The sequence below is a fragment of the bacterium genome (assembly GCA_029210965.1).
GTDB lineage: Bacteria > BMS3Abin14 > BMS3Abin14 > BMS3Abin14 > BMS3Abin14 > JALHUC01.
This window is the reverse complement of the sequence record JARGFZ010000005.1, coordinates 17776-42883: the sequence shown is the minus strand read 5'-3', so window position 1 is coordinate 42883 and position 25108 is coordinate 17776. Positions and strand designations below refer to the sequence as shown.

20 protein-coding genes and 1 other annotated feature are annotated in these 25108 nt (G+C 54.9%); of the genes, 17 read left to right on the top strand and 3 right to left on the bottom strand.

Translation table 11 applies throughout. The annotated features are described in order from the left end of the window. Positions 1 to 285: 285 nt before the first annotated feature. Together P1S59_03595 and glnA are read left to right on the top strand one after the other, a co-directional pair. The gene (locus tag P1S59_03595; GenBank protein ID MDF1525342.1) at positions 286 to 624 is read left to right on the top strand and encodes a P-II family nitrogen regulator; all 339 of its coding nucleotides are present in this window, start codon (positions 286 to 288) and stop codon (positions 622 to 624) included. 100 nt (positions 625 to 724) lie between these two features. Further along, positions 725 to 2143: a type I glutamate--ammonia ligase gene (gene glnA / locus P1S59_03590; protein ID MDF1525341.1), complete on the top strand. Its 1419-nt coding sequence runs from the start codon at positions 725 to 727 to the stop codon at positions 2141 to 2143. A 394-nt stretch (positions 2144 to 2537) separates the two neighbouring features. Here the strand turns inward: glnA and lgt are convergent, their stop codons facing one another. From lgt to ileS, 3 genes are read right to left on the bottom strand one after another with little or no spacing between them, the layout of a single operon-like run. Next, positions 2538 to 3329, bottom strand: a complete 792-nt coding sequence (lgt, locus tag P1S59_03585; protein ID MDF1525340.1) for a prolipoprotein diacylglyceryl transferase — start codon at positions 3327 to 3329, stop codon at positions 2538 to 2540. Continuing rightward, positions 3319 to 3822, bottom strand: a complete 504-nt coding sequence (gene lspA, locus P1S59_03580; protein MDF1525339.1) for a signal peptidase II — start codon at positions 3820 to 3822, stop codon at positions 3319 to 3321. Before lspA ends, lgt begins: the two co-directional genes overlap by 11 nt. Further along, positions 3819 to 6626: an isoleucine--tRNA ligase gene (gene ileS / locus P1S59_03575; protein MDF1525338.1), complete on the bottom strand. Its 2808-nt coding sequence runs from the start codon at positions 6624 to 6626 to the stop codon at positions 3819 to 3821. Before ileS ends, lspA begins: the two co-directional genes overlap by 4 nt. Positions 6627 to 6837: 211 nt before the next feature. Beyond that, positions 6838 to 7066 (bottom strand) — a binding site (T-box leader). 264 nt (positions 7067 to 7330) lie between these two features. Here ileS and P1S59_03570 point away from each other — a divergent pair. From P1S59_03570 to P1S59_03500, 15 genes are all read left to right on the top strand, one after another. After that, entirely contained in the window at positions 7331 to 8296 is a 966-nt protein-coding gene (locus P1S59_03570; protein MDF1525337.1) for a M48 family metallopeptidase, read from the top strand. Positions 8297 to 8514: 218 nt separating this feature from the next. Next, positions 8515 to 8760 carry an exodeoxyribonuclease VII small subunit gene (xseB, locus tag P1S59_03565; GenBank protein MDF1525336.1) on the top strand — a complete coding sequence of 82 codons (246 nt, stop codon included), beginning with the start codon at positions 8515 to 8517 and terminating at the stop codon, positions 8758 to 8760. Next, positions 8757 to 9650 carry a polyprenyl synthetase family protein gene (locus P1S59_03560; protein ID MDF1525335.1) on the top strand — a complete coding sequence of 298 codons (894 nt, stop codon included), beginning with the start codon at positions 8757 to 8759 and terminating at the stop codon, positions 9648 to 9650. Before xseB ends, P1S59_03560 begins: the two co-directional genes overlap by 4 nt. Positions 9651 to 9653: 3 nt before the next feature. Continuing rightward, complete coding sequence (gene dxs / locus P1S59_03555) at positions 9654 to 11561, top strand: 1-deoxy-D-xylulose-5-phosphate synthase (GenBank protein ID MDF1525334.1); 1908 nt, start codon at positions 9654 to 9656, stop codon at positions 11559 to 11561. Continuing rightward, positions 11539 to 12282, top strand: coding sequence for a TlyA family RNA methyltransferase (locus P1S59_03550; GenBank protein MDF1525333.1), 744 nt, complete (start codon positions 11539 to 11541; stop codon positions 12280 to 12282). Before dxs ends, P1S59_03550 begins: the two co-directional genes overlap by 23 nt. 196 nt (positions 12283 to 12478) lie before the next feature. Continuing rightward, positions 12479 to 13345, top strand: coding sequence for an NAD(+)/NADH kinase (locus P1S59_03545; protein MDF1525332.1), 867 nt, complete (start codon positions 12479 to 12481; stop codon positions 13343 to 13345). A gap of 169 nt (positions 13346 to 13514) precedes the next feature. Then, positions 13515 to 15161 carry a DNA repair protein RecN gene (recN, locus tag P1S59_03540; protein MDF1525331.1) on the top strand — a complete coding sequence of 549 codons (1647 nt, stop codon included), beginning with the start codon at positions 13515 to 13517 and terminating at the stop codon, positions 15159 to 15161. Between the two features lie 7 nt (positions 15162 to 15168). Further along, the gene (locus P1S59_03535) at positions 15169 to 15633 is read left to right on the top strand and encodes an N-acetyltransferase (GenBank protein ID MDF1525330.1); all 465 of its coding nucleotides are present in this window, start codon (positions 15169 to 15171) and stop codon (positions 15631 to 15633) included. Further along, a complete protein-coding gene (locus P1S59_03530) occupies positions 15634 to 16977 on the top strand; it encodes a TldD/PmbA family protein (GenBank protein ID MDF1525329.1) in 1344 nt (447 codons plus the stop codon). A 209-nt stretch (positions 16978 to 17186) separates the two neighbouring features. After that, positions 17187 to 18098 carry a M23 family metallopeptidase gene (locus P1S59_03525; GenBank protein MDF1525328.1) on the top strand — a complete coding sequence of 304 codons (912 nt, stop codon included), beginning with the start codon at positions 17187 to 17189 and terminating at the stop codon, positions 18096 to 18098. Between the two features lie 219 nt (positions 18099 to 18317). Further along, positions 18318 to 20981 (top strand): preprotein translocase subunit SecA, encoded by a 2664-nt coding sequence (gene secA / locus P1S59_03520; protein MDF1525327.1) that lies wholly within the window; start codon positions 18318 to 18320, stop codon positions 20979 to 20981. 363 nt (positions 20982 to 21344) lie between these two features. Beyond that, positions 21345 to 23093, top strand: a complete 1749-nt coding sequence (locus P1S59_03515; GenBank protein MDF1525326.1) for a response regulator — start codon at positions 21345 to 21347, stop codon at positions 23091 to 23093. 2 nt (positions 23094 to 23095) lie between these two features. After that, entirely contained in the window at positions 23096 to 24280 is a 1185-nt protein-coding gene (gene argJ, locus P1S59_03510) for a bifunctional glutamate N-acetyltransferase/amino-acid acetyltransferase ArgJ (GenBank protein MDF1525325.1), read from the top strand. Between the two features lie 280 nt (positions 24281 to 24560). Further along, positions 24561 to 24749 (top strand): hypothetical protein, encoded by a 189-nt coding sequence (locus P1S59_03505; protein MDF1525324.1) that lies wholly within the window; start codon positions 24561 to 24563, stop codon positions 24747 to 24749. 139 nt (positions 24750 to 24888) lie between these two features. Beyond that, a complete protein-coding gene (locus P1S59_03500) occupies positions 24889 to 25107 on the top strand; it encodes a hypothetical protein (protein ID MDF1525323.1) in 219 nt (72 codons plus the stop codon). Position 25108 lies beyond the last annotated feature (1 nt).

Below are 25108 nucleotides of genomic sequence, written 5' to 3'. Positions count from 1 at the left end.
AAATTTCCCCTGTTCCTTTTCTGTGCAAAATCTTTTGCACCCTTCACGTCTGTATCAGCCCCATGCTCCTTATTTTTTTTATTTATCTTCAGGTTACGTGGATTAATTCTGAAACCTGAAGTTTGGTACGGCTGTTGCTCTTTAAAGGCCAGCGGTTGATGGACTTTTGTCTAATCCATCCTGCTTCGTTCTGCGCTATTAGCTGTTTAAGCGAAGATTTCGCTACATATGCAATTGGCTTTAGCCCATTGCATATTCTGAGACGGCACAAGGGAGGTGTTTAACATGAAGAAAGTTGAAGCGATCATCAAACCGTTCAAGCTGGAGGAAGTCAAGGAGGCGCTCAACGCCCTGGGGATCCAGGGTATGACCGTAAGTGAGGTCAAGGGTTTCGGTCGGCAGAAAGGTCATACTGAGCTGTACCGGGGCGCTGAGTACATCGTTGACTTTCTACCCAAGGTCAAGATCGAGGTTGTGGTCCAGGATGAGATCCTGGACAAAGTCCTCGATGCAGTGGCCAAGGCGGCCAAGACTGGAAGGATAGGAGATGGCAAGATCTTCGTCATACCTGTTGAGGACACAATACGGATTCGCACCGGGGAGACCGGGGAAGAGGCTATCTGATCTTTAACCTGCTCGCAAGACAGCAGGTTAAAGATAATATCCCGGGAATTGATCAAGAACTGCCCTGAGCATAAGGGACAATTAAAAGACGGAGGTAGATATGACACCCAAAGCGGTACTGGAATTAGCGAAGGAAAAAGGCATCAAAATGGTAGATCTCAAGTTCATGGATCTGCCTGGTACATGGCAGCACTTCAGTGTGCCCATCCAACAGCTTGAGGAGAGCAGCTTTGAAGAGGGGTTCGGTTTCGATGGTTCCTCTATTCGTGGGTGGCAGCCCATCCACGCCAGCGATATGCTGGTCATCCCGGATGCGTCCACCGTAATGATAGACCCCTTCCTGACGTATGTACCTACCATGTCCATGATCTGCAACATCTTCGATCCCATCACCAAGGAGCCCTATTCCAGGGATCCTCGTCACGTGGCCCAGAAAGCAGAGGTGTACCTTAAGTCCACGGGGATAGGCGACACGGCCTTCTTCGGTCCCGAGGCCGAGTTCTTTATCTTCGACGGCATCCGTTTCGACCAGAACGCTCACTCGGGGTACTACTACATCGATTCGGTGGAGGGCTGTTGGAACACCGGCAGTGAGGAAGGCCCCAACCTGGGTTACAAGGCCAAGCACGGCGGCGGTTACTTCCCCGCCCCTCCAAACGACAGCCAGACCGACATCAGGATGGAAATGGTCCAGATCCTCCAGGATACTTACGGGATCGAGATCGAGGCAGAGCACCACGAGGTGGCCACCGCCGGGCAAGCGGAGATCGACATGAAGTACGCTCCCCTCGTCCAGTGCGCTGACAACCTCATGAGGTTCAAGTATGTGGTCAAGAACGTTGCCAGGAAGCACGGGAAAACGGCAACCTTCATGCCCAAGCCCATTTTTGGGGACAACGGCTCCGGGATGCACACGCATCAGAGCATCTGGAAAGACGGCAAACCCCTCTTCGCAGGTGACAAGTACGGCGGGATCAGCGAGATGGCAATGCACTACATGGGCGGATTACTGAAGCACGCTCCGGCCCTGTGTGCCCTGACAAACCCCACGACCAACTCCTACAAGCGGCTGGTTCCCGGTTACGAGGCACCCATCAACCTGGTTTATTCCTCTCGCAACAGAAGTGCTGCCATAAGGCTCCCCATGTACTCGGCAAGTCCGAAGGCTAAAAGAGTAGAATATCGGACCCCTGACCCGACATGTAACGGTTACCTGGCATTTGCAGCCCAGCTCATGGCTGGCCTGGACGGCATCGAGAACAGGATCGATCCAGGTGAGCCTCTGGACAAGAACATCTACGGGCTGTCTCCCGAGGAAATGGCAAATATCCCCTTGGCCCCTGGATCCCTGGCTGAGGCCCTGGACCACCTTGAGAAGGACCACGATTTCCTCCTCAAGGGCGACGTATTCACACCGGATCTCATCGATATGTGGATAAGCTACAAGAGGGAGAACGAGGTGGACGCAATCAACATGAGGCCCCATCCTCACGAGTTCGCACTGTACTTCGATAGTTAAGGGGTATCGTCACCGCGCCCGGGAAAGGCGCCCGGATCAATGATTGAAAGGGATCTCATTGATCCGTGAGGAAACCGGAAACCACGCTTTTCGGTTTCCGTAGAGCGAGAGTCCCGCACGGACTGTCGCGACCATTACAATAGTTTCCTGGCCGTCTCAGGGACGGGAGGGGGGGTCGCGCAAGCGGCTCCCCCTTCCGCTATTTAAAGTCGACAGGTATTGGAGTATGGGGGTGTCGGGGTAACGGAGAAAAAAACGCAAAAAGCATTAGGAAACGGCGATTCTGTGAACGGGGACAGAAGAAGTTGGCGAGAAGATTTCAACTATATTGCCGAAAACCAACTCTCCGATACGCCGATACACCGACACACCGATACGAAAAGCCTCCAATAGGTTATACGGAGGCTTTTCTTTGTTTTAGCTGGCTAGATAAAAGTATGTAGATAAGCACGCCGGTAAAAACAGATACCAGGCTGATCCACTGGCTCGTGGCGAGGGTGGTGTTCATGAAGGACCAGGTTCCCCTGGGGTCAGACCGGAGAAACTCCACACTGAAACGGAAAAGACCGTAAAGGATGAGGTACGCAGCAGCGCCCTGACCGGGGAACTTTTTCCTGGGATGAAGCCAGACGAGGAACACGGTCAGCCCCATGAGGAAGAAGAAGGAATAGAGCTGGGTTGGATGGACGGGGAGGTTCAGAACCTCCACCGCCAGGCACCTTGGATCGGTAAAGGTCACTGCCCATGGAAGGTCCGAAAGTCGTCCATAACAGCACCCGGCTGTAAAGCAGCCCAATCTGCCCATGGCGTGCCCCAGGGCAATGGCGGCGGCACCGATGTCCAGCATAGGCCAGAGGGGCAGACGGTAAAACCTGATACATCCCAGAAGGGCCAGTATTCCGCCCAGCAGGCCGCCGTAGAAGACCAGCCCCCCTTTCCACACCATAATGGTTTCCATGGGGTTTGAGGCGTAATATCCGAAGTTTATGAGGATGAAGAGGATCCTGGCGCCGATGAGACCGCATATGACGACGATGAGCGCCATGTCAACGACACGGCCCGGTTCGCCTCCGGAACTGCGATGCAGGTATTCGGCGAGCCCGACGCCTGCCAGGATGCCAAGGGCGACCATCAGTCCATAGGTGTGGATAGTCAGCGGTCCTATCGAAAGAAGTTCAGGAAACATCAGGATCCTGTCTGCCGTCAAGCATTTGGGCCTCTCCGGTGAAATAGCAGTAGGCCAGAAGTACCGCTCCCAGGCTGATGGCAGAGTCGGCGATGTTGAAGGCTGGCCAGTGGTAGCTGCCTACGTAAAGGTCCAGAAAGTCCACCACCCCACCGGATACAGCTCTGTCATAAAGGTTACCGAAGGCTCCCCCTCCGATGGATACCAGAGAGATCCTGAGCATCCGGGAAGAGCTTGAAGCGGCCTGTCTGTACAGGAACCATAACAGCACGATGGCAGCTAAAGATGCAATGATGAAAAAGCCTCTTCGCATGGGACTGTCCCAGGAGGCCAGTATCCCAAAGGCGCCGCCGGTGTTCTTTACGTAGGTAAAGTTGAACAGGTTGGGGATCACCGGTATGGATTGGTTCAGGTCCATGAAATAGGGAACGATCACCTTGGTTATCCGGTCAGCCGTGATAATCGTTATGAAAAGGATGGTGTCCCGGATCATCCCTGCTCCAATACCTGGGTACATCGCCCGCAGATCGTCGGGTGATCCTGAGAATCTCCCACATCCGCTGTGAACTTCCAGCATCGCTCGCATTTTGCCCAGGAGGTTCTCGCCACCTGGACCCCTACGCCCTGGGTGCGTTCATCCTGGATGGACCCCTCGGGGAGAACCTCCGTTAGATTAACCACAGTTTTGGAAACAATGAAGAGGTCTGCCAGGGCCGGTCCAAAGGAGAGGAGAAAATCCACTGTCTCAGGCTTCACACAGTGAATTGTCACCTCTGCCTCGAGGGAGTTGCCTATTTTCTTGGTCTGTCTCATCTCCTCCAGGGCCTTGGTGGCCACATCCCTGATCCGGAGAAGTTCCAGGTACCGATTCTCCAGAGCGGGGTCTTCCCACTTGTCCTGGGGAGTGGGGAACCGCGAAAGGAAGACACTTTCAGGACGAATGCCCGGCAGGTATTCCCAAACCTCTTCGGCGGTAAAGGAGAGGATCGGTGCCATGAGCTTCACGATGCCTTCTGTGAGATGGAAAAACACTGTCTGGGCCGAACGACGCAGTTGTCCTCCCTGAACCGAAGCGTACATCCTGTCCTTGAGCACGTCGAGGTAGAAGTTGGAAAGATCCACAACGCAGAAGTTGTGCAGTGTGTGGAATACCGTGTGGTACTGGTATTTGTCGTAGGCTCCCAGGATCCGTCTGGTAACCTGGGAGAGTCGCAGCATGGCCCAGCGGTCCATTTCCTCCATATCTTCGAAGGGGACCGTGTCTTTTTCCGGGTCGAAGCCTTCCAGGTTCCCCAATAAATACCGGCATGTGTTACGAATGCGTCTGTAAGCCTCTGACAGGCGCTGAAGGATCTCCTGGGAGATCCTGATATCGTCCCTGTAATCTTCAGCTGCGACCCACAGGCGGATGATCTCCGCGCCGCTTTTGTCTGCGATGTCCTGGGGTGAGATGACGTTGCCCATGGATTTGGACATTTTCCGTCCGTTGCCGTCCACAACGTAACCGTGGGTCAGGACCTCTTTGAAGGGAGCTTTCCCCCTGGTCCCGACAGAGGCGAGAAGAGAACTGTGGAACCACCCCCGGTGCTGGTCGGACCCCTCGAGGTACATATTGCTCGGCCAGGTCAGGTCATCGCGATCCTCGAGCACTGCTGCGTGGCTTACTCCTGAGTCAAACCACACGTCCAGAATGTTCATATCCTTGCGGAAGGATGTGCCCTGGCAAGAGGGGCATTGAGTACCGGGAGGCAGCAGGTCGATAGTTTCCCCGGAGTACCAGATGTCGGCCCCGCTCTTTTCCATGAGGTCGGCCACATGGTTGCAGATATCCTTGCTCATGAGGGTCTCTTCGCAAGATTCGCAGTAGAATATGGTGACAGGCGATCCCCAGGACCGCTGCCTGGAAATACACCAATCCGGGCGGTTCTCGATCATGAAGTAAAGACGCTGCTGTCCCCACTCCGGGATCCAGGAAACGTTGTTGATCTCCTCCAGAGCCTTTGTTCTGAGATCCCCCTGATCCATAGAGATGAACCACTGTTCCGTCGCACGGAAAATGATAGGTGATTGACAGCGCCAACAGTGAGGGTAGGTGTGCTTGATGGTCGATGCAGCCAGCAGGGCACCTGTCTCCTCGAGCTTCCGGATCACATCCTTGTTGGCATCGAACACCGGTGTGCCAGCGAAGAATTCCACTTCCTGGGTGAACCGGCCATTATCGTCAACCGGAGCGTATACCTCCAGGTCGTATCTCAGCCCTGTTTCGTAGTCGTCCTGTCCGTGCCCGGGAGCCGTATGGACACAACCTGTTCCCGCCTCGAGGGTGACATAGTCCGCCAGAACAATGATCGACTCCCTGTCATACAGGGGGTGTCTGGTCTTGAGCCCTTCCAGGATACGGCCCTGGAAGCGGGCAATGGGTTCAGTGTGCTCAAGCCCCGCGGCCTCGGCGACGCTCGCCGCCAACTCCTCGGCTACGATGAGAGCTTTATCGTTCACACAAATGGCTACGTAGGTGAGATCAGGGTGAAAAGCGATGGCGAGGTTGGCCGGGATGGTCCAGGGCGTTGTCGTCCAGATGACAACCTCTGTCTGTATACCGGCAAGTTCCGGGATCAGCCCGGATGGGTCGTCTATGAAAGGAAATTTAACGTAGATGCTTGGAGAGGTATGGTCGTGGTGCTCCACTTCCGCTTCAGCCAGGGCTGTACTACAGGTAGAGCACCAGTGCACCGGTTTCTTGCGTTTGTAAACGAGGCCCTTTTCGATGAAGCTGCCAAACTCCCTCGTGATCCTGGCTTCGTAGTGGTGGGCCATGGTGAGGTAGGGGTTTTCCCAGTCACCGAAGACACCAAGACGTTTGAACTCTTCCCGCTGTATGTCGACGTATTTATGGGCATATTCCCTGCAAGCACGCCTTATCTCAACGGCCGAGAGGCCCTTTTCCCTGGCTTTTAGCTCGGAATCCACTTTGTGCTCGATGGGCAGACCGTGGCAGTCCCAGCCGGGAACATAGTGGGAATACATGCCTGACATCCACTTGGATTTGACCACAAAATCCTTGAGGATCTTGTTGAGGGCCGTTCCCATGTGGATGTTGCCGTTGGCGTAGGGTGGTCCGTCGTGGAGGGTATAGACGGGAGAATTTACTCTGTCGGCCAGTATCTTTTTGTAGAGGTCCAGTTCCTTCCACCTGCCCAGCCTCTCAGGTTCCTTGACCTGAAGGTTGCCCCGCATGGGAAACTCCGTCTTGGGCAGGTTGAGGGTGTCTTTGTAACTCTTTTTCTCGTCGGTCATTATTAACTCACAATCTCAGATCTCATATCCCAGATTTCAGATTGAATTTAAAATCCAGGGTCCAAAATCCAAGAATGTCCAGTTGACAGCTGTCAGTATATGGTTTTGTCTTTTCTGCGTCCTGCGTCCTGCGTCCTGCGTCCTGCGTCCTGCGTCCTGCGTCCTGCGTCCTGCGTCCTGCGTCCTGCGTCCAGAAATAAAAATCCGCCCCTCCAGGGACGGATTATTCCGCGGTACCACCCCGGTTGCCCGGGCACACTGTCAGTGCGGCCGGACCCCTCTGGCGCTGTAACGGGCGCACCCGGTCACGCCTACATCAAACTTTCGGCGTGACGGCTCAGGGGTGATCTTCTCTGTCCCACCGGTTTCCGGGCTTTCACCGCCCCCGGATCGCTGGGAACCTGGGTCGGAACAGGTACTGTCCCCTTCATTGCCGCAAAATCCAATTTGAAGGGGAAGAATATGCGTAAGATACGTGGATGTCAAGAGATGGGCAGAATGTAGAACGTAGAATCGAGAACGTAGAAGAAAATCGCCTACTGACCCTGACAACTAAACGAGATGAAATGATCTCTTTCTACATTCTACATTCTGCATTCTGTTTTTTGTACCTCCGGTATATTTCATGTTACCTTGCCCGGATGGTGATCACCTTTACTGGCACATACTTTGACGGTAAGAGTTCCAGGGCTCACGAGGTGACAGTGAGCCTGACGGGTGGGTCGTTGAGGGTGCGGGGTGAGACCCTGCATCTGGATATCGACCTCGGAAACTGCACAATAGAACCGGCACTTGGAAACACCCGTCGTACACTCTATGCGCCAGGGGGAGGCCGCCTGGATACGGAGGATCGGCAGGCGTTCGCTGCCCTGGAAAAATTACGGGGAGGCACGGGGGGGTTCAGGTTCGTCCATTGGCTGGAAAGTCACTGGAAGCTGGCTGCCGTCGCGGTGGGGGTCACTATTGTTATGGTCGTATGTTTCTCAGTCTGGGGGATCCCCTACCTGGCCCGGGTGGCGGCATTTTCCATGCCGGAAAATGCGAACCAGGCAATGGGAAAAGGAGTCCTGGAGACCGCCGACCGTCACTTTTTTAAGCCCACGGAGCTTGCCGAAGAAAAACAGGAACATATCCGGGCCATGGTGGAAGAGTTCGTTCACCAAACCGGCGCACCCGAGCCCCGTGCTTTTGAATTCAGGAAAAGCCCCTTCGGTCCCAACGCCTTCGCCCTGCCAGGGGACACCGTGGTTTTAACCGATGAACTGGTCTTTTTTGTCCAGAGCGATGGAGAGATCCTGGGTGTTGTTGCCCATGAACTGGCACATCTCCAGAAGCGCCACGCTGTGCGGACCGTTCTTCAAAGTGCCGGGGTGTTTATGCTGATTTCAGTGACCGTGGGGGACGTGATCTCAATCACGTCGGCGGCAGGAGCGCTCCCGGCCCTGCTTCTGAAATCCACCTATTCCAGGGGGTTTGAACAGGAAGCGGACGACACGGCTTTCCGATGGATGGTTGATACAGAACACGGTGTCAGGCCCATGATCGCCTTTCTGTCACGGGTTGAGGAGAAAGGACTGGACGGGGGCGGACCCGAATTCCTGTCCACCCACCCGGCGCCGGAAAACAGAATAGCCCGGTTGCGCGAACTTGCCGCAGAGTCAGGCGAATAAATCCCCTCTACTCTGAGGTACAGGTGCTTGTAGAAGGTTCAGGAGGGTGAACTTTTCAGAGCAGGAAATCAATTCTGGCTCCTAGATTCCGGCTCCTGACTCCTGGCTCCTGACTCCTGATTTTGACACAGTCCTGCTTCCCCGTTGACGTTGTTTCATGATACCGTTACTGTTCTTCATCTTCAGACAACAATCCATTTCCAGAGAGGTTGATATTGGTGAGTTCGGGTAAGGATGACAAAAAGTTCGAAAAAAGGCTGACAGATCTTGAAGAGATCGTGGCGAAACTCGAATCGGGTGAAACCCCTCTTGAAGATTCTCTCGTACTTTTTGAAGAGGGTACCAATATCCTCAAGAAACTCACCCATATCCTTGAGGAGGCAGAACGCAAGGTGGAAGTTCTGACCAGGGATATGTCGGGCAGTTTGGTGACCGAACCCTTCGAGGAGGAAGAGGACAAGTGAGTACGGCCGGATACCTGGACGAATCCAGGGAAAAGGTGGACCAGGCCCTCAATGCACTGATGCCCCGGGAGGGGTCCCATCCGGCACGTCTTGTGTCGGCCATGCGGCATAGCCTTTTTGCCGGGGGAAAACGCATTCGTCCCATCCTGGTGCTTGCCGCAGCCGCGGCCGCGGGCGGGAAAGATGATGACGCCTTGCAGCCGGCCTGCGCAGTGGAGCTGGTGCACACTTATTCTTTGATCCACGATGACCTGCCGGCCATGGATGATGATGATTTCCGCCGGGGACGCCCCACCTGTCACAGGGCTTTCGATGAAGGGACCGCCATACTGGCCGGAGATGCTCTCCTTACCATGGCTTTCGACCTGCTGTCAGTTGAGAATAAGGGGGAAGGTGAAGGGATAGAAGCTTACCTGCGGCTGCGCATGGTACAGGAACTCGCACGTGCCGCTGGCTGGAGAGGCATGGTGGGCGGACAGCAGGTGGACATGGACAGTGAGGGGACAGAGCCCGACCTTCCCCTCCTCGAGTACATTCACACCCACAAAACGGGTGCCTTGATCCGGTGTTCCCTGCTCCTGGGCGGGCTTGCCGCCAATGCTGATGAGAGAACGTTAAGGGCCCTGGCAAGCTTCGGGGAAAAGGTGGGATTGGCCTTTCAGGTTGTGGATGACATCCTGGACGTGACCGCCACCACTGAGGAGATGGGCAAGGATCAGGGAAGCGATGCCGAAAGGGGGAAGATCACCTACCCCGGCATCTTCGGGCTTGAGGGGGCCCGCGAAAGGGCTATTAAGCTGGTGGATGATGCAAAGACTGTGATGGACGATGTTGACTCTACGGGCCGGTTGGCCGAGATCGCGGATTATGTCCTTCTCAGGAGGTTGTAAGGTTTGAGCGGCAAGGTTTTGGAAATAAACCCTATTCTTCCCACCATAAACTCCCCTGCCGATCTATGGGGCCTGGATGTCAAGCAGCTTGAACAGCTGGCAGCCGAGGTGCGTACAGTTATCCTCGATGTGGTCTCCACCAACGGCGGTCACCTGGCATCGAACCTCGGGGCTGTGGAACTGACCCTGGCTCTTCATCACGTCTTCCGGATGCCCCAGGACAAGGTCATCTGGGATGTGGGGCACCAGGCGTACACCCACAAGCTCCTCACGGGTCGAAGGGACAGGTTCACCACCCTGCGCACAAAAGGCGGCATCAGCGGTTTTCCCAAGAGGAAAGAAAGCCTTTACGATGTTTTCGATGTCGGGCACAGCGGCACCTCCATTTCGGCAGCTCTCGGTGTAGCGGAGGCGATGAGACACCAGGGCGAGGAGGGTAAAGTAGTGGCCGTCATCGGTGACGGGAGCATGACGGCCGGTCTGGCTCTGGAGGGCCTCAACCAGGGCGGGGAACTGGGAAATAAACTGGTGGTGATCCTCAATGACAATGAGATGTCCATAGCCCCCAACGTGGGAGCTATGTCCTCCTACCTGTCCCGTATGCTCACTGGAAATCCTGTGAACAGGGTCAAAAAGGTGACAGAGAACTTTCTGAAGAGCATCCCCAGGGTGGGAGAGCATTTTCTCCACATTGCTCAAAGGGCGGAGGATGCATTCAAGGCCCTCATTTATCCCGGCATGGTATTCGAAGAGCTGGGGTATGAATATATCGGTCCCATAAAGGGGCACAGGCTGGACCGCCTCATCGAGGCGCTGACAAACGCAAGACGGATGGATGGTCCAGTGTTGGTCCATGTGGAAACGGAAAAGGGCAAGGGTTATGAACTGGCGGAAAAAAACCCCATGGCCTTTCACGGAATCGGGCCTTTCGATCTCGAAACAGGTTTGGCCTTCAAGAATGACGGCCCCCCGTCCTACACCAGTGTGTTCTCCAAGGCTCTCGTCCAGGCAGCCGGAAGGGACGACAGGATAATAGCCATTACGGCGGCAATGCCGGAAGGCACGGGCCTTGACCTCTTCGCCAGAGAGTTTCCCGACCGGTTCTACGACGTAGGTATCGCCGAACAGCACGGGGTCACCTTTGCCGCAGGTCTTGCCACGAGGGGTTTCAGGCCTGTAGTGGCTATCTACAGCACCTTCCTCCAGAGAGCCTACGATCAGATCGTTCACGACGTCTGTCTCCAGGATCTGCCTGTTATTTTTGCCATGGACCGGGGCGGATTGGTGGGAGAGGACGGACCGACTCACCACGGAACCTTCGACCTGTCCTATCTGAGGCACATACCCAACCTGACCTTCATGGCTCCGCGAGACGAGGCAGCTCTCGTTCAGGCTCTTGCGACCTCCCTGTCCCTGGACGGACCATCAGCGTTCCGCTACCCGCGGGGAACAGGCGAAGGGGTGACTATTCCCGAGCCTGCACCGTGGGAGGTCGGTACGGGGGAACTTCTCCGTGAAGGAGCCGATGTCCTTCTGGTGGGTGTGGGGTCAACGGTTCATCCATGCATGGCGGCTGCAGAGGCTCTGGAGGCCGAAAGAATATCGGTTGCGGTCATCGATGCCAGGTTCATCAAACCCCTGGATTCCGATCTGATATTCCAGTGGGCCAGAGAATGCCGTGTAACACTGACTGTAGAGGAGAATGTGCTCCAGGGCGGTTTCGGGTCTGCTGTTATTGAAGCGGCATCTGACAATGGTGAAACTTTCACTATCCACCGCCTTGGTTTGCCGGATTCTTTCCTGGAGCAGGCCACTCTCAAGGAGTTGAGATCGGAGCTTAAGATCGATGCCGACGGGATCGGCGCAACTGTGAAGGAAGTTCTTTCCGGTGGCGAAATCCAAAAGAGCTGATCTCCTCCTGGTTGAAAGGGGGCTGGCGGAAACGAGAACCCGGGCCCAGGCGCTCATTCTCTCCGGCCGTGTCTATTCGAAGGAATCAAGGATCGAAAAGGCGGGTACCCGTCTGGACCCCGATGTTTCCCTTACCGTCAGAGAGACGCTTCCCTATGTCAGCCGGGGAGGGCTGAAGCTTCACGCTGCCCTTGCGCATTTCGGGATCGACCCCACCGGAGCCAGGTGCCTCGATGTGGGAGCGTCCACCGGTGGATTTACTGACTGTCTCCTGAAGGCCGGCGCAGCTGAGGTTTTCGCTGTTGACGTTGGCTATGGGCAGCTGGACTGGAAGCTGAGAAACGATGACAGGGTCACTGTCCTGGAAAGGACAAACTTCAGGAATATCGACGATGAAGCGCTTCCCCACGGCCTGGACATGGCGGTAGCGGACGTTTCATTTATTTCCCTCCGGCTTATCCTGCCCCGACTGGGGATTTTCCTGAAGGCGGGGGCTCGGGTCGTGGTGCTTATCAAACCTCAGTTCGAGGCAGGCAGAGAGAAGGTAGGGAAGGGGGGGGTCGTAAGAGATCCGATGGTTCACAAGGAAGTTGTTCACGATGTTCTCGAGGCGGCTGCCGGAGAGGGGTTTACCTCCAGGGGCAGTATGGAGTCACCCATTAAGGGCCCCAAGGGGAATGTGGAATTTCTTGCCTATCTGATCTGGCAAGGGGAGGGTTAGCGGGGGAGTAAGGGAGTATGGGGGTAACGGGGAATAACCGGACACGGAGACGCGAGGACACGGTGTAAAGGGCGATTTGAGAGTATGAGGCAACGGGGTGAAAACATGTTAGTATTAAAATTTATTTCATCGATACTCCGACACACCGAAACTCCGAAACTCCGAAACTGTTGTTTTTTGGTTAAGGGAGCTTCCCATGCCTGAAATGAAGGAGATCGGGATCATAACGAAAACCACCAGTGTCCACGCTGACGAAGTCATGGGGAAGCTCGTTCCTTGGCTCACCGGCCGCGGGGTGAAGGTTCGCATTCAGGAGGATTACAGGGGGTTGGCCGATGGAGATTCCATCGCTGTCCCGAGAGAGCATGTTTCGGACGGGGTTGATATGGTTCTTGTCCTCGGGGGAGACGGCACTCTTCTTTCCGCCGCCCGGCTACTGGAAGGAACGAACGAGCCCATCCTCGGGATCAACCTTGGGTCCCTTGGTTTTCTCACTGAACTTGGACTGGATGAGCTTTTCGAGGCCCTCGAAAGAGTTCTGGAGGGGGAGTATACCATTGAGTCCAGGGTCCGCCTCGAGGCATCCCTTCATCGTGCAGGTGAGCAGATCGGCCAATACCAGGTCCTGAACGATGTGGTCATCAACAAAGGCGCGTTAGCCAGGATCATCGATCTGGAGACATTTGTTGACGGCCATAAGGTGACGAACTATCAGGCGGACGGCCTCATTATCAGCACTCCGACCGGATCGACAGCCTATTCTCTGGCGGCAGGAGGACCGATCATAGAACCCACACTGGATGCGTTCGTGATCTCTCCCATTTGTCCTCACACCCTGACCAACCGCCCTCTGGTAATTTCTGGCCGATCCAGAGTGGCGTTGTGTCTGCTCAGCGATTCCGGTGCGGTGTTTCTCACCCTCGACGGGCAGGAGGGGACAAGACTCAAGCAGGGGGATTGCGTCCGAGTCAGGGCTTCGGACCAGAAGGTCAACCTTATCCGGACCGGGGTCAGAAACTTCTATGATGTTCTGGGTGCGAAGCTGCATTGGGGACATCGATGATGTTTGTCCGAGTGAAAAAGTATCGATGTGTGAACGGTGAACGGTGAACAGTGAACGGTAAAAGGTAAAAGGGTGAAAACATTGTAGCTGTTGGTTTTGTCTATTCACGGTTCACGGTTCACTTTTCACCATTGGTGGACTAAATGAATTTGGAGTAAAGAGGAACACATTGCTCGAATTTCTTTCAATAAAAGGTTTCGCCATCATCGACGAACTGGCTTTGCCCTTCAATCCCGGGTTGACCGTACTCACGGGTGAGACCGGGGCCGGGAAGTCGATCATCGTCGATGCCCTTCAGGCCGTCCTTGGTGAAAAGGTGTATGGGTCCGTAGTGAGGTCCGGGGAAGATTCTGCCAGTGTACAGGCGGTCTTCCGGGACCCTGGAGCCAACCTCCCTGAAGGGATCAGCTGCGTGGACGACGAGATAATGATCCTCCGGGAGATCCGCAGGGAGGGGCGAGGACGGGCTTCGGTCAACGGCACGATGATCACGATCCCTCATCTCAAAGAGATGGGGGATCACATGGTGGACCTGCACGGCCAGCATGAGCACCAATCTTTGCTCAAAACCGCTGTTCATCTGCAGGCTCTGGATTCCTTTGCCTCCCTTGAAAACAAGAAGCAGGAGTTTTCCCTGGTTTTTCGGGAGCTTGTGAAGACCAGGGAACGACTCGACACCATAGAAAGGGACAAAAAGGACCGTCTGGCCAGGTTGGATTACCTGCGTTACGTTACTAAAGAACTCCAATCCGCGGAACTGGATCCGGATGAAGAGGAGAGACTTTGTGAGGAGGAAGGCATCCTGGGGGCTGCTGAAAAATTGCTGCATACAGCCTCTACTGCTCTGGAGGAGCTTTATCAGGGTGAGGGTTCCGTCGTGGAAACGGTTCGCGGTTCTGCCGGAAATCTGAAACAGATGATGGAGACAGACGGCAGGCTGCGTGAAGTTGTGGAATTGATCGAAGGTGCAGGGGCACAGCTGGAGGAGGCCGGGCATTTTCTGAGGGACTACACGGGAGCGGTCCAGGCCGACCCTCACCGTCTCCAGGAGATCCATGAACGCCTGGCTGTTATCTCGACCCTCAGGAAAAAATACGGTCCCTCCATGAAAGAGGTCCTGGGGACCCTGGAAGAGGCGAGACAGGAGCTTGCTCTCATCGAGGAGGGAGACACTGATCTCGAGACGTTGCAATCCCGGGAGCTGGATCTGGCAGCCCGTGCCGGGAAGCTGGCTTTTGGCCTGAGCCAGGACAGGAAAAAAAAGGCTCTATTGCTGGAAAGCTCGGTCAAGACGGAGCTGCAGGATCTCGCCATGGAGAAGGTAAGGTTCTCGGTCGCTTTTCAGGAAAATGATATGAGCGAAACGGGGATCGATGAGGCCGAGTTTCTCATTTCTCCCAACCCTGGAGAACCTCTGATGCCTCTGAGGAAGATCGCGTCAGGGGGGGAGTTGTCAAGGGTGATGCTGGCCTTAAAAAAGATCCTCGCCGGAGCTGACGGGGTGGGGACACTGGTCTTCGATGAGGTTGATGCCGGCATCGGGGGCAGAGTGGCGGCTGTTCTCGGCCGCAAGCTGCAGAACATTGCCAGCCACCACCAGGTCCTTTGTATTACGCACCTGGCTCCTGTGGCAGCCTGCGCCCATCACCACATCGTGGTAGAAAAATCCGAGGAAAGAGGCAGGACGGTGGTCAGGACGCGGTATCTGGACGATGATGAGCGGGTGGACGAACTGGCCCGGATGATGGGTGGAATTGAGGTGTCCTCGGGGATCGTCAGATCGGCGAGGGAACTTTTGGAGGGGGCTCGTGGCTGAAAATAAGATGAATTTAAGGAAGGCGAGGATGGGGGATGTCCCCGTGATCCACACCCTGGTGAACTCCTTTGCTACCCGGGGCGAGATGCTGGGCCGGTCCCGCAGCGAACTTTACGAGGGGCTACGGGACTTCTTCGTGGTCGAACAGGACGGTGGGGACGGTAGGGTAGTAGGATGCTCAGCCCTCCACATCAACTGGGAGGATCTTGCCGAGGTGAGATCCCTTGCCGTGGCACCGGAACTGCAGGGAAAGGGTATAGGAAAGACCCTTGTTAACGCATGCATTGAGGAAGCAAGGTCCCTGGGCATCGCCCGTATATACGCCCTGACTTACAGACCCGGGTTCTTCGAAGGGGTAGGTTTCTCAAAGGTTCCCAAGGAGTCTCTCCCCCAAAAGGTTTGGAGGGACTGCCTTAAGTGCCCACAGTTTCCCAATTGCGATGAGGATGCCATGATCATGGAGCTTTTCTGAATGTATAATCATGATATTGAAAAAATAGCCTCCCAAATAGAAGAAACAGCCCGCAGGAACGGCGCCGATGAAGCGGAGTGTATGGTCCGCCGAAGCCACTCCCTGCGTATTGAGGTAAAGGAAGGCAAACCTGAGGGAGTAAGGCGCAGCGAAGAGACCTCAGCTGCCCTTAGGGTTTTGCTTGACGGTAAGCGGCAGGGGTTCGCCTTCACTACAGCTCCCGATGAGGCAGGTTATGCTGACCTGGCCCGGGATGCCATTGACGCCGCCCGTCTTTTGCCCCCAGTGGAGGAGAACCGCTTCTCCAGCTCAGGGGAAATAGGGTCGACAGAGGGCCTTTACGACGCCGGGGGGGTTGAAATGTCCTTCCAGGACAAGCTCCTCCTCGCCTCGGAAGCAGAGGCGGCGGTCATGGATACCGATGACCGCGTCGAACAGGCCCACAAACCTGCCTACCAGGAGCAGCGCAAGGGCACCGCCATCGCCTCGGGAGGGCGTGTCTGGTTTTATGAGGATTCCATCTTTTCCCTGTCCGTGCAGGCGGTGGCCAGGGAGGGGGAAGAATCCCAATCGGGGCACGATTTCATGGTGTCCAGGAGGCTTGCCGACCTGGCACCCGGACAAGTGGGGCAGAACGCTGCTGCCGAAGCGGTACAGCTGTTGGGCGGGTTGCCGCCAGAAACGGGGACCTACCCGGCCCTGTTCCCCCCCAAGGTCGCTCTTGATCTCCTCGGGGCCCTGATCTCTTCTTTTTCTGCCGAGGAGATGCAAAAGGGTCGGTCCCGATTGGTCGATAAAAGAGGGGAAAGGCTTTTTTCGGAAGTTCTCACCATTGTTGACGATGGAACCATACCCTGGAGGACAGGTTCGGTGCCCTTTGACGACGAGAGAGTGCCTCCTGTGCCGAGAAAACTTGTGGACAGCGGTGTCGTTACTGGCTGTATGCACACCCTCAAGACGGCGGCAAGGTGGTCTGAAGAGCCCACGGGAAACGCTTCCAGAGGAGCCCTAACCGGCGCTCCTGTGCCGGGACCTTCCAACCTCTATATCCAGAAGGGAACCCGTTCTATTGATTCGATGGTGCCTCCGGGCCTCTCGGTGAAGTTCAATAGCCTGCTGGGTGCTCACACGATGGACAGCGTCTCCGGGGATTTTTCCCTTGGCGCTGCTGGCTATATCCTTCATGATGGGGAACCTGTACGGCCTTTCAGGAACGGCACGGTGAGCGGGAATCTGTTCGATCTGATGGCCTCCCTTGCAGGTGTCGGAGATGACCTTTCCTTTTACGGGTCTCTGGGCTCACCGACTCTGCTGTTCGAATCGGTCATTGTCTCGGGCAGTTAAATGGAAAGCAGAAAAGAGCTGCAGATCAAGGCCACTGTCCCTGTATGTTTAAAAGATTTTTTATGATCCCTGGAAATGGGATTGTTAATTACCCGGTTTCCGGCATAATGAAGGTATCTTGCAATTGCCAATCGGATATGTTAGTTTTTTCAAAAATTTATTGACAACAATAGGGGAGCGAACCAGCTTCCACGGGGAGAGTTTGTATCGTGAATAAAAAGAAATATACGATCATGATCCTGCCCGATGAGACTACGCGGGTAAGGAAATACAGGGTTCCCAGATCCATGGTCAGGGGATTTATAGTGATCCTCGCTATCTTTTCCCTTGGCTTGGGATATCTGGTTACTGACTATTACGGTGTCAAGAAGATGGTGGCTGAACTTGACAGGCTGCGCCTGGAGGCACGCCAGCAGCAGCAGCAGCTGGTCACTTTCGCCAAATCCTTTGATGATCTCCAGGGAGAAATGACCAGGCTCAGGCAGTTCGATATGAAGCTGAGGGTCATGGCTGATCTGGACGGTGTGGTCTACCCCGAGCAGATCATGGGTATTGGCGGTGAGAACCCGGAACCGTTCAACCCTCTGGAGGGAGAACTTTCCTTCCAGGACCAGACCATCATCAGCAGCATGAACAGGAGCATGGACCGTTTCAAGACAGAGGTCAGTATCCAGGAGAGAAGCTTCCAGGAACTTGTGGAGTATCTGGAAGATCAGAAGTCACTCCTCGCTTCAACACCCTCTATCTGGCCGGTCAAAGGATGGTTGACCTCTATTTTCGGCTACCGTTCCTCTCCCTTTACCGGCAGGCGTGAATTGCACAAGGGGCTCGATATTGCCACAAGAAGTGGTACGCCTATTATCGCACCCGCTGACGGTCTCGTCGTATTTGCCGGCCGCGAGGGCGGTTTTGGCAACATGGTCATCCTCGACCACGGTTATGGAATAACCACCAGGTTCGGCCACTGTTCCTCTCTTGATGCCAAATTGGGACAGAAGGTCAAGAGGGGTGATGTGATCGCCCGTATCGGCAGTACGGGGAGGAGCACCGGTCCCCACGTTCACTATGAAGTGGCTGTAAACGGAGTGTCAGTCAACCCGTCCAGATACATACTGAACTGAGTCGGGCAAAGCTGAAAAAAGACTTTTCCAACGGCCCCGGGGGTGATGCCACCGGGGCCGTTTTCTATGAGGTTGCTCCCGGTTTTTGTTTGCAACACAGGAAACAGATGTTAACTTACGCGATTGGCGCCAAGTCGATCGGTATTGAAGAAATGTTCTTAACCCGAAACCCGAAACCTGAAACTCAAAGCTGAGTTCAAACTCGCAGGAACCCCATCAATGATCAAACTTATCGCTCAAAAAATATTCGGTACTACAAACGAAAGGGAGCTTAAACGGATCGTTCCCATTGTGGAGAGTGTAAACAGCCTGGAACCTTCCATGCAGGCCCTGGATGATGCTGCCCTGAAAGGAAAAACAGGTCAGTTCAAGGAACGCCTGAAGCAGGGAGAAACGCTGGACGACCTGCTTCCGGAGGCTTTCGCTGTGGTAAGGGAGGCATCCGTAAGGCTTCTGGGTATGAGGCATTTCGACGTTCAGATCGTGGGCGGGGTAATTCTTCACCAGGGAAAGATCGCCGAGATGAAAACCGGGGAGGGAAAGACCCTTGTTGCTACTCTTCCGGTATATCTCAACGCCCTTACAGGGGCCGGTGTTCACGTGGTGACAGTGAACGACTATCTGGCTGGCAGGGATTCCGAATGGATGGGGACTATCTATAGATTCCTCGGCCTGGAAGTTGGTGTTATTCAGCACGACATGGGAGACCTGGAGAGAAAAAAGGCTTACGGGGCCGATGTGATCTACGGGACAAACAACGAGTTCGGCTTCGATTATCTCAGGGACAATATGAAATTCTCCCTGGAGGATTATGTCCAGAGGGATCTGGTCTATGCCATCGTGGACGAGGTCGATAGTATCCTGGTGGATGAAGCCCGTACCCCTCTCATCATATCCGGTCTGGCGGAGGACTCCACTGACAAGTACTACAATATTAACACCATCATGCCCCGCCTGAAGGAGGAGATTCACTTTACAAAGGACGAGAAGGCCAGGAGCGTTGTTCTCACCGAAGAAGGTGTTGAGCGCGTAGAAAAGCTTCTGGGCGTCGATAACCTCTATGATCCGGCAACTATCGAGATCAATCACCACGTTCAACAGGCGTTAAAGGCCCACGCTCTTTTCAAAAGGGATGTGGATTATGTCGTCAAGGACAACCAGGTGCTCATCGTGGACGAATTTACCGGTCGTCTCATGCCTGGAAGACGTTACAGCGATGGGCTGCATCAGGCTTTGGAAGCTAAAGAGGGGGTCAAGATCGAGAGCGAAAACCAGACCCTTGCGTCCATCACCTTCCAGAACTACTTCCGCATGTATGACAAGCTGGCAGGTATGACTGGGACAGCGGATACGGAAGCGGCTGAGTTCAAGAACATCTACAATCTGGATGTGGCTGTGATCCCTACCAACATGCCCATGATCCGCGTGGATAACCCGGACCTCATTTATCGCACCGTGAAGGAGAAGTACAATGCGGTTGTTGACGAGATAGCCGACTGCCAGCACCGGGGCCAACCTGTTCTGGTGGGCACCGCCTCCATCGAGAGTTCCGAACTTCTCTCCAGGATGATGAAAAGGGAGGGGATCGCTCACAACGTCCTCAACGCCAAGCACCATGAACGAGAGGCTGATATTGTGGCCCAGGCGGGAAGGGCGGGTGCCGTAACCGTGGCCACCAACATGGCGGGACGGGGAACGGATATCGTGTTGGGAGGCAACCCGGGCTTTCTTGCAAAGCACAAAGTCAAGGACACCGATTCGGAGGAGTACGTGAAGGTCCTGGAAGAGATGCAGAAACTTTGCGACCAGGAGCGCATCTCCGTCCTGGAAGCGGGAGGCCTGCATATCCTGGGGACAGAACGACATGAGAGCAGGAGGATCGATAACCAGCTGCGGGGACGGTCTGGTCGTCAGGGGGACCCGGGCAGTTCCAGGTTTTTTCTGAGCCTGGAAGACGATCTCATGCGCATTTTCGGTTCCGAGCGGATCTCCGGACTCATGGAGCGGCTGGGGATGACTGAGGGGCAGGAGATCGAGAACAGGATGGTTTCCAAGGCCATTGAGAACGCCCAAAAGAGGGTCGAGGGCCACAACTTCGACATCAGGAAACACATCCTCGAATACGACGATGTCATGAATATGCAGCGCGAATCGGTTTACGGGCAGAGAAGGGAGATCCTGGGAACGGAAAATCTGTCTGAATGGATCGATGATCTGGTCCAGGAGACGATCGAGGAAATGGTCCAGTTCCATATCGACCCCAAGGCTCACTACGACGAATGGGATCTGGATGGGCTGGGTGATCGCTTCTTTGCCGTTTTCGGTTTCAAACCCACGATGAGCTCTTTCGAAGCTGATGTGGATGCCTTTGAAGAGGGGCTCCTGGCCCTCACCAGGGAGAAATACGCGGCCAGGGAGGCTGAGTTTGGTCCCGAGACGATGCGGATCCTGGAGAAAAACTTCTTCCTGCAGGTCCTGGACGGGCAGTGGAAGGATCATCTGTACGGCATGGATCAGCTCAGGGAGGGGATCGGGCTGAGGGGATATGGCCAGAAAGACCCTCTTTCAGAGTACAAAATGGAAGGTTACGCAATGTTCGAGGCCATGATGGACAGGGTCAGGGAGGATACGATCCGTATCCTTTTCCTTATCCAGATGGCTGAGGAGGAGAATATCCCCCAGAGGCGACAGCAGCACTTCTCCATGACGAGGGGCCCCGTGGAGGATGCCTTCTCCCCGGGCCAGCCCAGGGCGCCGGCTCCGGGGCAGGGGCAACCGGTACAACAAACGGTAAAAAGGGACGGCCGCAAGGTGGGCAGGAACGAACCGTGTCCCTGCGGCTCGGGGAAGAAGTACAAGAAGTGCTGTGGAGTAAATGCCTAAGAGCAGGAGCCGGAATCCAGGAGTCAGTAGCCAGGAGAGAGCTGGAACGCAGAACACAGAACGCAGGAGAAAATCAAAAGTAATAAACTGACAATAGCTTTTTTAATATTGATGACTTTGCAAAAAGTCATCAATGCGCCCCGCGCGGGGCGCCCAAATCAATGACTCTCACTGTAAGTCATTGATTTGTAAGGAAAGGGAAAACGACGCTTTTCCCTTTCCGTGGAGCGAAAAGTCCCGGATTGGACTTTTTGCGATTTTATCAATATTGAACCTTGGGTTGAATCTGAGATCTGAGATCTGAGATTTGAGATTTGAGATTAACATGGATCTCAAGCGAAGCGAGTGAGTGAGCCAGCAAGTATGACCGAATCAACCGACAACAACAGACCCAGCATTCTCGTCGTGGACGACGACCGGTTCTTCCTGCGGCAGATGGTTGACATCCTGTCCGACGGCGGTTTCGAGGCTCAGGGAGTGACCAGCGGCGAGCAGGCCCTTGAGCTGCTGAAAGGTAACAGGTTTAAGGTGATCGTTACCGATATTGTGATGGGGGAAATGTCAGGTATTGAACTGCTTCAGAAGGTGCGCATGCACGACAGGCTGACCCCTGTGATCTGTGTCAGCGGCGTGCGATCCTTTGATAACGTGGTGGAGATGATCCGTAACGGAGCCAGCGATTTCCTTTCCAAACCGTTCAAACCCGTGCAGTTGCTGTCTGCGGTCAGCAGCGCGGTCATCGACCATGAGATCTCCACGGAAAAAGAGAAGATCGTAGCCCGTTCCGACAGGTGGGCCAGGGAACTTCTCACTCTCCGGATGCTCGGAGAGGCATCCAGCAAGGAAATTCTCCAGAGCCTGTTCAAAAGAACCATCGCGGCGATCTCGGATACTCTTAAGGTGGAAACAGCCTCCCTCATGGTGATGGAGGGGGAGGTCCTCAGGCTTGTTGAGGCGATGGGGCTGCCGGAAGAGGTTATCGGGAAGGTCACTGTCCCCCTGGGTAAAGGGATCTCCGGCCATGTTGCCCAGACCGGTGAACCTCTTCTTATCAACGACATCAGCAAGGACGAAAGGTTCAGGCCCTCCTCCTTCAAGGCTCAGTACACGACACAATCGGCGCTGTGTGTGCCTCTCGTAAGGGGTGACCGCGTTCTGGGTGTTCTCAACGCCAACAATAAGATAAACGGAGAGTCTTTCACGGAATCGGACCGCGATCTGCTCTACACCATGGCCTCCCAGGTTGCCATGTCCATGGACAACGCGAGACTTTTCCTCGATCTGGAGCAAAAGGCCGAGGCGCTCAGAGATGCTCATGAAGAGCTGGTGCGACTGGACAAGGACAAGACGGAGCTGATCCTCAACCTGTCCCATGAGCTCAAGACACCCCTCACATCCATCATTGGCTTCGCAAGTCTTATTCCCACCCTGGATCTTGAGGGAGAGACCGACAGCCTTGCCGAGTTCATAGGCCGCCTGGAAGGTTCAGCGAACCACCTGAACTATCTTGTGGAAAGGATCCTGGAGCTCTTTCGTCTTGAGGCAGGGCGGGTTCCATGGAAACTTGAGCCTAACCCCGCGAAGATCCTTGTTGAAGGAACGGTCCAGGAGTTTGACGGCAGGTTGAAGGACAGGAACGTTTCGATGGTTCTGGAAGAGGTTCAGGATGCCGAGTTCATTTGCGACGTGAGGTTGTTTAAACGAACAATGGGACTCATCCTGGAAAACGCCGTCAAGTTTTCACCGGAGGGTTCTTCTGTGGAGATCAACGCTTTCTGGCACGGCAGTCTCCCCCATGTTCCTGATTACGCTGTGGGCAGAGAATCCCTGGCACTTACGGGAGAGATGCGAGGGTGGGTGGAGTTGACGGTCAGGGACCATGGCAAAGGCATGAAGGAGAGGGATATTCCCCTGATCTTTGAGAAGTTCAGGCAATTGGGCGATATCTTGACCGAAAAGCCTGAGGGGATCGGGCTGGGGTTGTCCATCGCAAGAGCCATCATGGAGAGGCACCACGGTGCCATCTGGGCTGATCTGGCCGAAGGTGGCGGGACCAGGCTGCACCTTCTCTTTGGAGGCAGGAAAGCTGAAGAGGGTGGAGGGGATGAATAAAAATGCTCAAGGTTAATGGATTTTCAGCCGGGGCCGTATCTGCGGATATCAGGAATAAGGGGAACGGCCGCCTTGATCTGGGGCTTATCGTAGCCGATAGCGACGCCACGACAGCCGCTGTGTTTACCCGGAACGCTGTTGTCGCTCCCCCTGTGGAAATCTGCCGGGAGAGGGTCGGCCGGAAGGGCAGTGCCCGGGCGGTGCTGGTCAACAGCGGGAACGCCAACTGCATGACCCTGTCCGGCGGCCGGGCGGATGCGCTGAGGCTTTCGGAGAGGGTGGCCAGACTTCTGGATATTCCGGAAGAATCGGTGCTTCCGTGTTCCACCGGGGTCATTGGACAAAGGCTTCCCATGGACAGGATGGAAGCGGCCCTGGACCCGCTGGTCCGGGAGCTTTCCCCGGAGGGCCTGGAGCTGGTTTCCCAGGCCATCCTTACCACTGACTCGGTGACGAAAACCGTGGTTCAGGAAGTTACCCTTAAAAACGGGAAGGCCCGCATTGTGGGGATGGCCAAGGGGTCCGGGATGATCGCCCCCGACATGGCTACCATGCTGGCGTTCATCCTCACTGACGCTGGGGTCGGCAAATCCGATCTTTCCCAGGTCCTGGCCGATGCGGTGGCCGATACTTTCAACTCCATCACTGTTGATGGAGATATGAGTACCAACGACACGGTGATCCTTATGGCCTCGGGCAAGGGTCAGGAGGTTAAAAGGGCCGATGACCTTGCGGTGTTCGGTGAGGCTGTTCACAAGGTTTGCGAAACCCTGGCGGATATGATCGTTGGGGACGGGGAAGGTGCCACGAAGGTGGTGAACATCAAAGTGACTGGTGCGGCGGACAACGGGGAAGCGAAAATGGCTGCCAGGGCCATTGCCGAGTCACTCCTGGTAAAAACGGCCTTCGCCGCGGCTGATCCCAATTGGGGCAGGATCGCTGCTGCTGCCGGGTACTCTGGCGCGGCGGTAGACATGGCAAAGATATCCCTTTTCATCGGCGAGGTGAAGGTCCTCGAGGGGGGGGAGATCGTCCCCGGTTACGATGAGGCCGAGGCGGTGAAAGTCATGAAGCTGGACCGATATGAGATCACCCTTGGTATCGGGGACGGAGAGGGACGAGCGACCATGAAGACGTGCGATTTAACGGAGGAATACGTTCGCATTAACTGTGAATATCGAACGTGAGATTTCAGTTGCCAGTAGTCAGTACCCAGTACCCAGAAAAGACACGCTTAGCCGTCCGTTGGACGGCTTTTTCTTTGTGCGCCCGTCAGGGCGCACCCACAAATAGGGGGTAGCTCCAGAAAATGGGTAAAAATTTACCCAACAATGTTTCCACTCCGTCATCAATTTTTACCTAACATACTGAAATATAAGGGATTGCATGTTCAGGCAAGGGAATTGCTATAGATATATACGTTAGCAGTTTCGATTCACAAGAAAGAGCTGTGAAAGGAGTTTTCGCATGCAACTGACGACCCACTGTCCCAACTGTAAGGCCGAGATCATAAGCAAACGGTTTGAAAACCAGGACTGGTTCTTCTGCCAAACGTGCCAGTCCCAGTTTTTCTCTCACGAAAGCCTGCGTAAAAATTGGCCGTCTCTCTACCAGACAGTCAGGGACTGTGAGGAAGAGGCAGCGGTTCAAGTCTGACATTTGCCCATAAGCGCCATCCAGAGCGCTGACGATGCCCATGGGGTATTTAATGCTTTCCGAATCTGGGAAGGTTACCGCCTTACCAGGTTAATTTCGCATTTCAACAGCAGGGAAGAAACAGTTGGAGTTAATGACAATGTGCGCTCACGCTGAACATCTTGAAACCTGTCCTTTGTGCGACTACCGGACCGTTTTCACCAGGACCCAGGTCGCCTTTCTGGAGGACCTTCTCATCAACGTCTGTTGTATGAACGCCCTGGAAAATGAAAAACGTTCTGCCGAACCGGAAAAGTGCCGGCAATGCGCGGAGAACATCGTTGATGTCGTTGAAGTGATCCGGAAGTTGAAGGAGTAGG